Source organism: Sphingobacterium sp. UBA7038 (genome assembly GCF_002494055.1).
Taxonomy (GTDB): domain Bacteria; phylum Bacteroidota; class Bacteroidia; order Sphingobacteriales; family Sphingobacteriaceae; genus Sphingobacterium; species Sphingobacterium multivorum.
Map to the genome: position 1 here is coordinate 220,741 of NZ_DLAV01000022.1, position 12,938 is coordinate 233,678.

Sequence of the window (12,938 nt, forward strand, 5' to 3'; positions counted from 1 at the left end):
AAATATCATAGACTATACGATAAACCCAATAGAAAAATACGGGGCATCGTATAGATGATTTTTTCGGAACTAATGTACTCTGTCAGTACCGCAGTTCGGTAGCTTGTATTTTTTAACACGTTTAGCCCTTGAATATAAAAACTGAATGGAGATTTTACTTTCTGGTAACGCACTTCAAAATTTCCATTTATAGTAGTTGGATCAGCACTGCTATCACCCAGCCCTGTTTTCAAGAGACTCCAGTCTGTTTTAAATACAAGATTCTTCAGCTGATATTTCCCGGTAATGCTCCATTTATTGAGCGCGACCTTTTGATTATCTGCCAAACTCTTTTGCCAGCTATCTGTTCTTGTCCAGGCTAATTTTACATCAGCAAGCTTTGGTATAAACCATCTTAAGGAAAGGTCTGTCGAAACCGTATTCTGCCGTAGATAAATCTCGCTGTTATCGATCCCTTGTGCTAACCTCATATGGATATAGGATAGATATACTCCCGGTTCAAACCTACCATATCGTATGCTATACCCCCCGATATTGGTGAAATTGAGATCAGGTCGATCAAACAACTGCACTGTCTTCAACTGCTCGTAGGAAGAAGTCAAAAGGCTGTTCCCTTTGATCTTATCTTTCAAAGTCAATGTACTGTTAAAATGGATTACCCGAAAGTCTGTAAGTCTAAAATTGTTATAGGTAAAAGTAAGTTTATGGAATGTCTGTCCCTCCAGCAGGATATTTCCCCGAGACAAACTATTGTAACCTGTAATCCAATAAGACGGATTAAGGTCCATTGCTGTCGCAAAAGTATAACCTCTTCGGTAATTAAGGCGAAATCCATCCAATGCACTTTTCCCATATTTTAGATCCACCTCCGGTTGTAGAAACCATTGCCCATGACGATTATAGTTTGTTGGAGTCTGGTTGATTAAATATAAGTAATACTGCTTTAAAGAAAATAATATTTTTAACTTATCAAAGTCCAACCGATAGCTCCCACCCAAATAATTGCTGCTGTTTCGATAATATTGTCCGTGATCAAATAACTGTGCCCCGGTTGTATCCTGGGCTCCAACTGACTGCCCATTCTGCCGTAATAATTCATTTTGGGAGTTGACTTCCAGGTGAAGTTGCTGGTTTTGATTGATGACCCAATAGTATTTATAAGACCCATTGAAAAGATGCTTCTTCCGCTCCACAGGTCTCACTATACTATAGTTCGCCATAGAATCAAAACGTATAAAACCACGCAGGAAAAGGCTGTCCGAAGAAAGGGAGAAATTGTCTCTCTCCGAGGTATACTGATGCTGGAAAGCAAATGAGCTGTAACTTCGCAAAGAATGCTTCCAGCTACCTTCCAGGTATTGCTTTAAAACAACAGAATGTCCATCCTGGATTTGTATACTATTGTTGTCTACTCCAAATCTGTCAATGACATTGTTAGTATGCACCTGCTGCTTGGGCATTGTCCAGAATGTACCCAGGTTATAATCCAAGCTAAAATATGGACTTGGCTTAAAATTGCTCGAAATATTGAAAGACGCCTGCCTATTAACCTGCGAAGAACGCATATTGGTTTGTTCTGTATACCGAAGGTCGGGAAAAGAATAATGATTAGTGCCTTCTAAAATGGTGCCCAGTCTGTTTTCGGAATATACGCCATAGAGATTTACGCTCAACTTCTTTTTTAGGATCTTTTGAAAACCGTTGAATGCGGCGAATTTATTGATGTTTTTTATCACATTTCGATTGTCACGATTGTAACCCGTCAGACCATCCTTGGGAACTGAATTTGAAAAATACTGCAACTCGGCGCCCTGCACGCGATCGATATCTTCCTTGGATACCGGTGAAGTACCGATATTATTGATATCCCCAATAAAAGACATGGTTTTTGCCGGTGAGTAATAAAATAGGGCGGCGTGTTCCTTGTAAGATTTTTCGCTTCCCAATGAAGATTCAAGATCTCCAAAGATGAAATTCTTCTTATTCTCTTTCAGTTTGACGTTCATGGCAAGCTGATCATTTACCTGGACGTTTCTCAGCAGGTCGTTTTGGGAAAATCTACTGATCATCTCAACCTTGTCTACTGCATTAGCGGGAATATTCTCGATAGCGAGCTTACTGCCGCCACCAAAAAAGCGTTCATTTTCCACTAAGGTTACATTGACCTGCTTTCCCTGAAAACGCACTTTTCCATCTTCGATGGAAAAGCCAGGCATCTTTTCAATAAGATCCTGTAATTTTCGGTCGGTACTGTCCCTGAAGTAATCGGCAGAAAAACGGATGGTATCTTTGGCAATTTCCACCGCGCGGTATCGGTAGTCAATCTTTACTTCATCAAGTTTCTGGACAGATTTTAATAATTTGTATTTGATTTTCCGTTCTGCTGACTGATTATCTAAGGTATCAACAACTTTTTGATAGCCTAATCTGGAGATTGTGAGCTCAATTTTTCCTACGTTCGGAAATTCAAACTGAAAATGGCCCTGCTGATCACTTTTCTGAAATAAGGGAGCACTTCCGGAAGAAGGAATACGCTTGATCACGATACTTGCGTTCTCCAACGGTTTGTCACTCTCGTCAACAACAAGACCTTTAATTAGCAAGCTTTGTTGCGCCGGTAAACTAGGGGGAAGAACAAATAAGAGAATAAATAATAGTATAAATCTTAACGTCACAAGCTATTGATAAGGAACATTTAATTCTTTGGCTAGTTTATATAACCTTTCCCGCCATTGTTCTTTTGTCAGGATTTCTTTATCTGGCAATGGAGCAATGTCAGCCTTTCCTGTTAAGTTAATGTCAGTTAGTCCGTAGACAATACCGTCATATTGAAACTCAAATATCAAACCTGGTAGGTCACGTGCGAAGACAGGGCCAAAGGGTATAGGAATTTCGGGACAGAACCAGGCAATAACAGGTGTTTTTCTAATTTTGTATTCGCCGCCCTCCCTATAGCTTATTACTTTATCTCCTTTTGCTTTATAGCACGTAAACTCACCTATTTTTTTCGTTTCCTCACTGATTTTCCAGTCAAAATTGTTATGGGTCTTCAATATAAGTCCTTTTTTGTCCATACCTTTTCTAATATCCCTATCAAAACTGTAAAAATACGAAGCATCATGCCAGCTCGTATCTTTATAACCGACTAACCCTTCGGTTATTTTAATATCTTCATTCGAAACTTTTTCAAGTTCAATGGTCTTTACCCGGTTAAACATAGATTTTGTGGTTGTAAATTCCAGCTTAAAACGCATCATTGCAGCCATCTTTGGAACAAAGGGATATGCGTTCAGCACCCATAGACCTTCAGGGCCATTATTAATACTATCAGTACTCCTTAATACAGCATAATGAGCATGGCCGGCAACTTCCTGTGCGTTGGACTTGACCTTCATAATGAAGATCAATATAAAAAGAAGAAAGATGTGTTTTAGTTTCATTTTTTAAATTTTGAATATGGTTGAGCAAATACCCAACCATATTTATTATTTAAATAACCAACATAGTTCTTAGACTATGAATTTTATTGTTGTGTAGAGTGAGTACCTTCAAAACATTTTTGCATTTCAATTTCTAAGATACGGTCAAGAACATCATCTGGGTAATGTCCTTGCATCTGTTCGCCGCGAATTACGACGCCTAAAAGACATGGGACAGGACTGTCCTGTTCAACCATCGCTTCCATTTGTGCAACCGGAACTTCTTCAGCAATGGTTGATGCTTGAACTTGGCTCGCTCCAAAGATAACACCACCTAGTAGCATCATCTTTAAAATACTTTTTTTCATAATTTATATTTAATATAATATCGAATATATTTATAAAAATCACATCTATAATATGGTTTTTTGAAATTTACACAAATGTGTAGTAAACAAAAAATTGTCTGAATTAATTAAAATCCCCCATAACTACTATTATTTACATATCTATCACATAACACACTTAAGAAATTATCGACTTATAGTAAATTACACGAATAGGCGACCGCCAAAGAACTCTACATAGCTCTTTCCTATATCGCTAAAGACAGTGGTACCGATGACAACATTGGCCGCTATTGGAAGGTTGGAATTGGTCATGGTTACTATCATGGCATGCAACCTTTCAATCGGGCAAGGTTGATACTTAAGCCTAATATACATTATTTATTTTGAATTAATATGTTTATAGATATTAACTTTCAAGATTATTAAAGATTGTTAGGCTAAGGCATGGGTTTGAAAGTAGGACTGGTTACGGGAAACCATAAGTAACTTATTCAGGTGTTTAGAGAAAAATTTGTATGAAACCGTTAGAACATTGTTCGAATTATTCTTTATTTTTAGTCTATGAATGACTATACTATTTCGCTTGTGCCTAAAGTGTCCAGGTATGTTTTTGATGAAGTTGTTGTAAATGATATTTTAAAGTGGTTAGTTTCGAAAGATATCGTCAAAGCTGAATTATCGGATTGCATACTCGGCAACCTTGGATTTACGTTTTGGAACGGGCCTGAATTGAAACCTGAATTTATAGTTGCATTGCAGTAGAAATTAAACTGTTACCTGGCGGTTGTAAGATCTCATATTTAGTCATTATGAAAAAAGATAACAATGAAGGAAAAAGCATTATTAAGGGAAGCGGTATGCTTCATATTAATTGGGGTGATGAAAAAAATGGATCAGTACTATTTTTTCAAGGAGATACGGTCTTATTAGGAATTAGCAATGTCCCCTTTGCCTTATATACGACAACGATGTTTGACAGAAATACCTTGCCAAATGAACATGTAAAAAGCCTTTATCAACTTGAAAAACTATTTTTAACAGGCGATTACAGTAGTAGAAGGGTAAAAGAAAATAGTCCCTATGAGATCCCGTTATGGATAAATGACCTTGAAAATTTGAGTTTTTTATATTTGGATCATTTTGATTTAATCGGTTTGACTAACCTCAGAATACAAAACCTAAAAACACTGGTTCTTAAAAATGCTCATATTATTGATATTCCCAATCTTTTAATTGAAATATTAACTTTTAAAAACCTAACACATATTGCTTATGATGCGTCATGTATTCCGTTAATCGACCAATTAAGGGAGCATCATAGTGGAGAGATTACTTTTGAGCTCTTAGATGGTTTGAGTTAAATTTATCCACCAATCCAAAAATTCTATATATATATTAGATGTAAGGTAAGGTGTGCAAAGGGATTGTACAGAAAAGCCTTAAGCGAGCGCTCAAGGCTTTGATATAATACGAAATACAATTCATTTCTATTCTTGAACTGTAGGGTACTCAATAACTGTAGATAATCCACATGCAGTTTGAGCAGTGGCTGAAATATAAAAATACGGTAAAGCCCCATTTTGCGTGTTAAGTACTTTGACTCTCACAGTATTTGCTGTCGTTGATAATATTGTTCCCCCACCGACAAAGAAACTGACATTCCCCAATGAAGCATCGACTGTATAGGTATAAATCTGGCCCGGATTAACAATAGGTCTCCCAGAAATGTTAAAGCCTGCACCTACATCTATAACTTTTTCAACTGAATAACCTTTCACATTTTTGGTCTTCAGTTTTACAAAACCGGCATAATTACCAGTTCTTGTAACTTTCCACTGATTATTACCTAATGAAGTTAAAGTTGCTATTCCATCAGCGTTTTCCAAGGTTACTGTTCCCGGATTTACTATCGTATATATACCATCAGAACAAATGCTAGACGGTCCATTAATTTTAAATCCATAGAATTGATTTAACCCTTCGATATCACCCTCACTTAAATCATCTCGCTGAGCTGTCCAGGTACCACCGCCGACTTTAGTCATGACATTCGAAGCAGGATACATCATGATTGAATTAAAGCCCAAAATACCGTATGAAGTTGAATAAGGCTGTATCTGATACTGATATGCCTGACTAAGACCAAATATTCTTTTATCCAAAAATGTTGGCAATCTATCCATGGTACTCAAGTCATTCGTCCATTTGTTATCATCAAAAATTCAATCGGCCCACGACAAATTTTAGTATCTGCTGATATTAATCCTTTTTTTTCATTGTAGTAACAATAAACAGTAAATTGTCGAGATTTTTATTCGATTTTGCATGGCCAAAAATGTGAAGCAATTCATTCCGCCCCTCGCCACTTTTACTATCCATTATGCTTTGAACTGAATAGTCTCCATTACAATTATAAATCGTCCAGTTAACATTTTGATCAAACATTTCACTTTTCCGCGTCTCTGTTCTGCAACTTTCATTTTTAGCTGGAAATTGACGAGGATGATTACCAAAATAAAAACCGCCCGAAAAACCAGTGTGATTTGTAGTGTCGACAGGATGAAAATGATAAATGGAAAAATCTTCTCCATTGGTTTCATCTAAAGCGTAAAATGTGGGTAAAGAAATATAATACTTACTTTTCCTATTTGCCTTTCTTCCAATGATTTTATAAAAACCTTATCTGCAGAACTATGTACAGATTTATGATCATTATTTTGTCCGAGGCTGGTCAGAGTTAATATTGTCATGAGGACAGTCATTGTCAATTGCGTATTCATATCTTGGTTGTATTTGTAATGATTGTTGGCTCTAAATTTTATACTTCATAACCGTTAGATAAATTGCAGGTTCCCCTTACCTGAGATTTCGTCGAAATCAACCTTAAGCCCTATAGTAACATCAGCACGAATTGCCTGTGCACGTTACCTGAGCGTTTCAGTAACACGCTTGTACATCTCATGCATCTTCTTCTCATAACTGGTAGAGCGACCGCCAAAGAAATCTACATAGCTCGCTCCTATTTCGCTAAAGATATTGGCGCCGATGACAACATTGGCTGCTATTGGATCATTATATCGTGAAATCTCCCTCCCTTCGATGGAATTGGTCGTGGTTACTATCATGGCATACTACTTTTCAATCGGGCAAGGTTAATACCCAAGCCTAATATACATTATTTATGCTGAATTAATATGTTTACAGATATTAACTTTCAAGATTATTACAAATTGTAAGGCTAAGGTATGGGTTTGAAAGAATGGTTCGATACGGGAAACCGTAGCTGATTTATTCAGCAATTTTAATAAGGCAATAAAATAAACAAAAGGCCTCCCTCGTTAACCGTCGAGGGAGGCCATGTTGGCTAGATGTCCGCTTGGGCTAGATGTTAACCGGCTTTGGGCATTCATCTACTGTAAAGATCGCGAGATTAGTTGAGATAATTGTCGTTCATTTTATTCAAAAGCCTGCTAAAATTCGAATTTTTAATTTTTTTATAAAGTAATAAGATTTTACTGCTAATGATTAGTGATCTTTGATCCAGATTTTGTTAAAAACAGTTAGGTTCATTTGGAAGTAACACAGAGACCAGCATGTTTCACCAGCCTTTGACAGAGTGCGTTTTGTACTCCCTCACGCTCTGCAATCTTTGTCCTTTTTTCATTTCTTATATTATCTAACCAGCTTATCTATATTACACGAGTAACGTGTAAAGCTGATTTCAATTCCCTATTGTATTTCAATCAGAAGAATGGTTCTTAAAATCGAATTACTTTTCTATTATTACCTGTATATTACCTGTGCATTATCTATACATTATAAGCGAGTTACAAACTTTCACACAAATGTGTAGTTTTTTAATCTAGTAAAAATTTCACGATAAATAACTTTAGCTTTATTCCTATAAATCGTTAAGTGAAAAGTAAAATAGAAGTAATGAAAAGCCATTTTTTTACAAGAAACTTTATCTGGCTCCTTATCTTGCTGTTTATCGTAGTAAGTTGTCAGAAAGATTCGTCCCAAGTATTAGATAATGAAAATAAGCCGACTTTGGCTGATATAAAAGAATTTTATGCCAAAGAAGGAATATTTAAAAAGATCAATCCAAACGATAACTTACCAATTCAATGGGAACCTTTATGGGATGAAGTAACTGTCCGTAAAGCAAACGATTCAGTTGAATATATGTTCATTCCATTGCATCCTTTTCTCAAGGAAGATAAGAAGAAAATTACGTTTGAAAAAGGTGGTAAGACATACTTACTCGTAAAAAATGGCAAAGAATTTTACAAAGGCTTTTTTTTCAATGATACGAAGGAAGAAATTACTGATCTCCGCTCCTTTACTGGAAAAATGTTATTCACAAATCTAAAAAGTAACGCTGCAAATTTGATAAAATACCGGAATGGTTCGCCTTATTTTGAAGGAGATGAAAATGTACAGAAAAAGAGGGCTTCATCAACGAAAATGGCATGGGAGCAAAATTGCAACTATCAAACGGTGGATTGTATCTATCAATCAGGAGGATATGGATGTGGTAGTGGTATTACTATATATCATAGCAGAGATTGTTCTTACCCCTCATTTTGTGCTGGATATGGTTGGTCGCTTATTGATAGCCGAGATGAGTACGTCTGCGAAAATGTTTGGGTTCCAGATGCACCTGGTACGGGTGATGGTGGAGGTGGCTCGGACGGAAGTGATATTGCAAACTTCAATGCTAAAATCGATGATACAAATCTTCCAGACTGTATGAAAGGCGTATCGGATACACTTAAAATGCTGAATGGAAATTCTGTCGCTGATATAATCAAAAAGTTTTCGGGAGAAATACCAGGGTATAACCTTAAGTTTACTACAGAAAATTTTAGCGATCCGATGAAAGTGGCTGGTACAAATCGAAATAATAATACAGGAGAAATAATTATAGCTTTCAATACCAATCCACTAGTTATAGGTAATGTTTCCGACTTAGCATTTGCAACAACAATGCTTCATGAATCTATTCATGCTTACCTTACTGCATTTTTTTATGATGATCCAACGGCAGCAACAATGACTTATCCTCAATTATTTGAAAAGTATACAAAGAAAAAAGCTTTTTCAAATGGCGCTCAACATGAGACCATTGCTAGAGATTTTATTACAGATCTAGCCGCATCCATTAAAAATTACGGAGAATTAAAAGGCTATCATTTAGATAAGCAAATATATGACGATATTGCCTGGAAGGGCTTATTAGAAACGGATGCATTTAAAAACCTTTCAGATGTAGATAAATCTCGAATTACAGATAGAATAATGGCTGAACAATATGATACTAGAAAAGACAAAGGAGTTACACAAAAAGGAGTTCGCATGGGTTGCTAGCATTCTTTTATTTTGGACATTGGCAAGTTGTGCAACGAAAAAGAATCTTGACGACTTTGCTGAAATTGATCGAAACAATTGCAGTAGTTTTAATCAGATGGGCAAAGGATATACGGAAAGCGAGGTAGCTCCATTAATACATGGAAAAGTAAGATTATGCTATAATAATGAAATAGTGCCTTACGCGAGAGTCTTTTTTCTTAAAAATGGCAGGGACACCATAGCTTCGCTTACCACAGACGAAAAGGGTGAATTTTCAAAACAAATCTCTCCAGATGGTTTTTGGGGAAAAGTAATTATAGAAAAATTTGGATCGAATTTGACAATTGATGAAGTGAGAATAGATGCATACTTTAAAGATTACTATCTGGATATAAAATTACCAAGGCAACCTGCTTATATAAATGAAGTGGGCCCAAGAAAAGATCAGAAAAAGTTAAGAAAGGAAGTTGAAAAAGCAAGTCGAAAACATCAGTAAATAATTGCAATCTATCCACTCACTAACTTCAAGTGGGGAGGTTGATGTTATCTATTTTTTGAATGTGTAGCTTTTAAAGATCATCCACACCTGATCCGTCAACGTAAAATATTTTTGGTGCTTAGATCATTTACAGTCAAAAATCCGGTAACAGCAAACTTTTTGACAGCTAGTACTCCATGCTCAACAGCTAGAAATAATATTTTTTAAAAACCAAATAGGATTCGATATTGTATTAATAGTACTTTTCAAAAGCTTTAGCATTTGCAAATAATTATGCAACCTTTGGTAATCCACCTGTTGAAATAAATGAAACCTGGGTAAAAAACCCAACTATCACCGTGACGAGCGCCGATGGTCAACCTCAAACGATCAAACCATACGCAAACTTAGGCGATGGGAAAAACTGTCCGATCCATAGCGTATCCTCTAGCCCCAATTAATTGATAACAAATGAAGAATAACATTTTAACAATTTTGGGTATTTGTTTTTTAACATCTGCCTACAGTCAAAAAAAAGAAAAGGACTTATCGATACTACAGACTTTGGTCGAAAAAATACATTTGGATCTCCGTGATGTTGCAATGATGTCTGGTGTTCCAAGTAGGACATCTGCTACTTGGGCAAATTTGGTATATGTTCAACGGGGGGATTCCATAACAACTGTGCCGTTTGACAGTCTCACTTCTCCCAAATGGAATCGCTTTGAATATGATATAACGGTTGAATTCGACAGATTTACAGGGAATAGCACTCAAAATTTAAAGGGGGTAATTGTTCTAAAGCGTATCAGCCCTGAAAGAGAGGAAAAGCTCCGAAACTGGATGCTTAAAGAAAAGGAAAAGGCTTTGAAAAGATAAATCTTAAAGTCCGGTCGATATATACGGCTGGACTCATAATAGTGTTTATATTAATGGATGCTTACATAGGTTGTGAATTGCTTTCATTCTTTGGTTTAATTGTATGTAAATCCCACAGATAGTAATTATTCATTTATTTGAATATGTTGTTTAAAAGTTCCTTCCTGATAATACTTTCATTCCGGAATGCTAGTTTATTGCTTCAAATATTATTATCATGTTCACGAACACTCCAGATCAACCCCCTGTCTCGGTAATGACAGCATTCTATTATCAAAAAGTTTTTCCATGATCGTCCACACCTGTCGCACCGTCCGTTATCATTGCTGCAACTTGGGTGATTTCTAATTTTGGAAAAGACTTTATAATATTTATTCATTTATGAGGATGAGGAGTAACTCGGCCTTTTTTTGTTTTTAAAACCAAACAGGATTCGCCCCGCCCAGACTCAAGGTTTTTTTATTCGTCATAGCCCAACTCATCGAGGATAATAACAAGTTCATCGGTGGTCAACCAGCTCGTATTGTTACATAGCATTACCCAATCGCCACTGCGAAAATCTACATTCATTATAAAAAACCGATCAATCATAATTTGCAAGGTTCCACCACCATGCAAAACAGAAACCTCAACCACTTGCTTCTGACCACACACGTCACATTCGAACTTTATATTCTTTTTCATCGAATATCGTCCTTTATCCACTTTAATTCTCCACGCTGGATCATGGCTATATATTTTTGCACGTGATCATCGGTCAATAAGCAATTGTCGTCAAGGTGATAATTGAACTGTTTAGTGAAGGTGTCATAATGAATACTTCCTACATAAGCATTATTGAGGTATATATGCCAAAGGCTGTATTTCTTGGCCCGAACTTCCACTACCTGGCGTTTTCCATGATGATAAAACAACTCAGGCACATCAGTATCAAAGCGAAGTATAAGGGCGTCAATGCACGCTTCCTTGATGTCATCGGCAAGTACACCGTATGCCAATTGCCACTCTCCCTGAGATTTCCTGAAAACATAATGAGCAAGACCATTTTTGTTGTAAAGATGATAATCTTTCATGCCCATGCTTTTATCATGCACGGTAATTTGAGCGTACATTACCCGATTTCGGCAAAAGATTTCTAGCGGTTTCATTACACAATATTACTAATATTATTAGCAACATTGTATACCGTACAGATATTTAGGGTTTCCCATTTTTTATATGTAATCGGATGTATTAAGCCTATCCTAGCCCGATAATAGCATTATGGGAAACCTTAGTCTATATTAAGATTGGAATTGACGTAAGCCGTCGCTACGCGGACAGCTTACCATAAGCGACTTGGTTAAACAGCTCCACTTTCGTATCTTCGATACGGCTACGTTACTTCGCAAAGTCGCCGCTCTACATATACAATGCTAAAAACTACCGTACATACATTCAACGACCTTGACAAATGGTTGTCCGACAACTTCTATTTTGAAGACGGACACGTTTTGGCAATAAAAGAAAATCCGCTTGAAATTATTGTTGGTTATAATGTGAAAGCAAATTATAAGGCAAATTCAGAAAGACACATCTTGCCTTTCAAAATTATTCCATCAAAAATTTATGAATGGACTTTTGACATAGATGTAACAAATGTTGGTGACGACAATTACATTGAATATATTGAAGCATGGGAAGTTGAAAATGGAATTTGCTTAGAGTTCGCTACACCTGCGATTTTTCGACTTGTTACAAACAGCCTTGAAATTGAAGAACAAGAACTAATAAAAACAACATTTAAGCCTTGGACAAGTGAGAAGGAAATATATTTGACCGCTGACCTTTCTGAAGTTCCGAGACCTTTATTTTGGAAAGAAAAATTAAGCAAATACGGACACGACATTCTGTTTCGTTATTATTCAGGTGAAGAAAGACAACCAGAGCAAGTTCCTTATCCAGACTATCAAGGTTACTATATACAACTTGCGGACAGAATTAGCTCGACACAAGAAGGTATTTTTCTCAAGCATATTAAAGTAGAAAACGGAAAATTTAGTTTGAATTTTGAAAACAAGGACGATAAATTGAAAAATGTTTGGAACGACTTAACAGCAATTCTTGCAGAATTTCCTAATGCTCAAATCAAAAGCGGAAATTGCGAGTTTACCGGGACAAAATGGAAACAATATTTAGCGGACAAACTATTACCGACAACAGAATAACAGGAAGCACAGCATATAACGGGAGACTGTAACATAAACTGTGTCAACCAATTTAATCGGCTCGTGCCATTCATCTATTGGTGGAGCAGTCATCCAAAATAAAGAAACTTAGAGTTTTTCGACCTCTTCGACAGAAAGCCCTGTGCCCTTAGCAATATCAGCTATAGGTAGCCCCATTTCCTTAAATGCTTTAGCAGTCTCAAGAGCTTTTTTACGCTCTCCTTCTGCTAGTCCTTTGGCTTTACCTTCTGCT

Annotated in this window: 14 protein-coding genes; 6 read left to right on the top strand and 8 right to left on the bottom strand. The window is 36.5% G+C overall.

All coding sequences use genetic code 11. From position 1 onward, the window contains the following. Nucleotides 1-5: 5 nt before the first annotated feature. The 4 genes from B3H30_RS15580 to B3H30_RS15595 all read right to left on the bottom strand — a co-directional run bounded on the left by B3H30_RS15580 (nt 6) and on the right by B3H30_RS15595 (nt 4,093). Nucleotides 6-2,603: a carboxypeptidase-like regulatory domain-containing protein gene (locus B3H30_RS15580; RefSeq protein ID WP_070564613.1), complete on the bottom strand. Its 2,598-nt coding sequence runs from the start codon at nt 2,601-2,603 to the stop codon at nt 6-8. Between the two features lie 75 nt (nt 2,604-2,678). Beyond that, nucleotides 2,679-3,440: a GLPGLI family protein gene (locus tag B3H30_RS15585; protein ID WP_070564610.1), complete on the bottom strand. Its 762-nt coding sequence runs from the start codon at nt 3,438-3,440 to the stop codon at nt 2,679-2,681. Between the two features lie 83 nt (nt 3,441-3,523). Continuing rightward, a complete protein-coding gene (locus B3H30_RS15590; RefSeq protein WP_070564608.1) occupies nt 3,524-3,787 on the bottom strand; it encodes a hypothetical protein in 264 nt (87 codons plus the stop codon). 183 nt (nt 3,788-3,970) lie between these two features. Further along, nucleotides 3,971-4,093, bottom strand: coding sequence for a hypothetical protein (locus B3H30_RS15595; protein ID WP_262511806.1), 123 nt, complete (start codon nt 4,091-4,093; stop codon nt 3,971-3,973). Nucleotides 4,094-4,330: 237 nt separating this feature from the next. Between B3H30_RS15595 and B3H30_RS15600 the strand changes: the two genes are divergently transcribed. Together B3H30_RS15600 and B3H30_RS15605 are read left to right on the top strand one after the other, a co-directional pair. Beyond that, complete coding sequence (locus tag B3H30_RS15600; RefSeq protein WP_070564605.1) at nt 4,331-4,531, top strand: hypothetical protein; 201 nt, start codon at nt 4,331-4,333, stop codon at nt 4,529-4,531. A gap of 47 nt (nt 4,532-4,578) precedes the next feature. Continuing rightward, nucleotides 4,579-5,130 (top strand): hypothetical protein, encoded by a 552-nt coding sequence (locus B3H30_RS15605; RefSeq protein ID WP_286775242.1) that lies wholly within the window; start codon nt 4,579-4,581, stop codon nt 5,128-5,130. 126 nt (nt 5,131-5,256) lie between these two features. Here B3H30_RS15605 and B3H30_RS15610 read toward each other — a convergent pair whose 3' ends face one another. Together B3H30_RS15610 and B3H30_RS15615 are read right to left on the bottom strand one after the other, a co-directional pair. Beyond that, complete coding sequence (locus tag B3H30_RS15610; RefSeq protein WP_070564594.1) at nt 5,257-5,952, bottom strand: hypothetical protein; 696 nt, start codon at nt 5,950-5,952, stop codon at nt 5,257-5,259. A gap of 741 nt (nt 5,953-6,693) precedes the next feature. Next, nucleotides 6,694-6,894 carry a heavy metal-binding domain-containing protein gene (locus B3H30_RS15615; RefSeq protein WP_115049168.1) on the bottom strand — a complete coding sequence of 67 codons (201 nt, stop codon included), beginning with the start codon at nt 6,892-6,894 and terminating at the stop codon, nt 6,694-6,696. Nucleotides 6,895-7,684: 790 nt separating this feature from the next. Here B3H30_RS15615 and B3H30_RS15620 point away from each other — a divergent pair. From B3H30_RS15620 to B3H30_RS15630, 3 genes are all read left to right on the top strand, one after another. Beyond that, a complete protein-coding gene (locus tag B3H30_RS15620; protein ID WP_139144948.1) occupies nt 7,685-9,139 on the top strand; it encodes a hypothetical protein in 1,455 nt (484 codons plus the stop codon). Beyond that, a complete protein-coding gene (locus tag B3H30_RS15625) occupies nt 9,084-9,617 on the top strand; it encodes a hypothetical protein (RefSeq protein ID WP_070564584.1) in 534 nt (177 codons plus the stop codon). Before B3H30_RS15620 ends, B3H30_RS15625 begins: the two co-directional genes overlap by 56 nt. A gap of 453 nt (nt 9,618-10,070) precedes the next feature. Further along, complete coding sequence (locus B3H30_RS15630; RefSeq protein ID WP_070564582.1) at nt 10,071-10,478, top strand: hypothetical protein; 408 nt, start codon at nt 10,071-10,073, stop codon at nt 10,476-10,478. A gap of 459 nt (nt 10,479-10,937) precedes the next feature. Here the strand turns inward: B3H30_RS15630 and B3H30_RS15635 are convergent, their stop codons facing one another. Both B3H30_RS15635 and B3H30_RS15640 read right to left on the bottom strand, forming a co-directional pair. Continuing rightward, a complete protein-coding gene (locus B3H30_RS15635) occupies nt 10,938-11,162 on the bottom strand; it encodes a hypothetical protein (RefSeq protein ID WP_115049171.1) in 225 nt (74 codons plus the stop codon). Next, on the bottom strand, nt 11,159-11,626 hold the full coding sequence (locus tag B3H30_RS15640; protein ID WP_159333010.1) for a hypothetical protein: 468 nt from the start codon (nt 11,624-11,626) through the stop codon (nt 11,159-11,161). The genes B3H30_RS15635 and B3H30_RS15640 overlap by 4 nt, the downstream gene beginning before the upstream one ends. Nucleotides 11,627-11,971: 345 nt before the next feature. Here B3H30_RS15640 and B3H30_RS15645 point away from each other — a divergent pair, with 345 nt between their 5' ends. Then, the gene (locus B3H30_RS15645; protein ID WP_139144988.1) at nt 11,972-12,685 is read left to right on the top strand and encodes a metallophosphoesterase; all 714 of its coding nucleotides are present in this window, start codon (nt 11,972-11,974) and stop codon (nt 12,683-12,685) included. Nucleotides 12,686-12,938 lie beyond the last annotated feature (253 nt).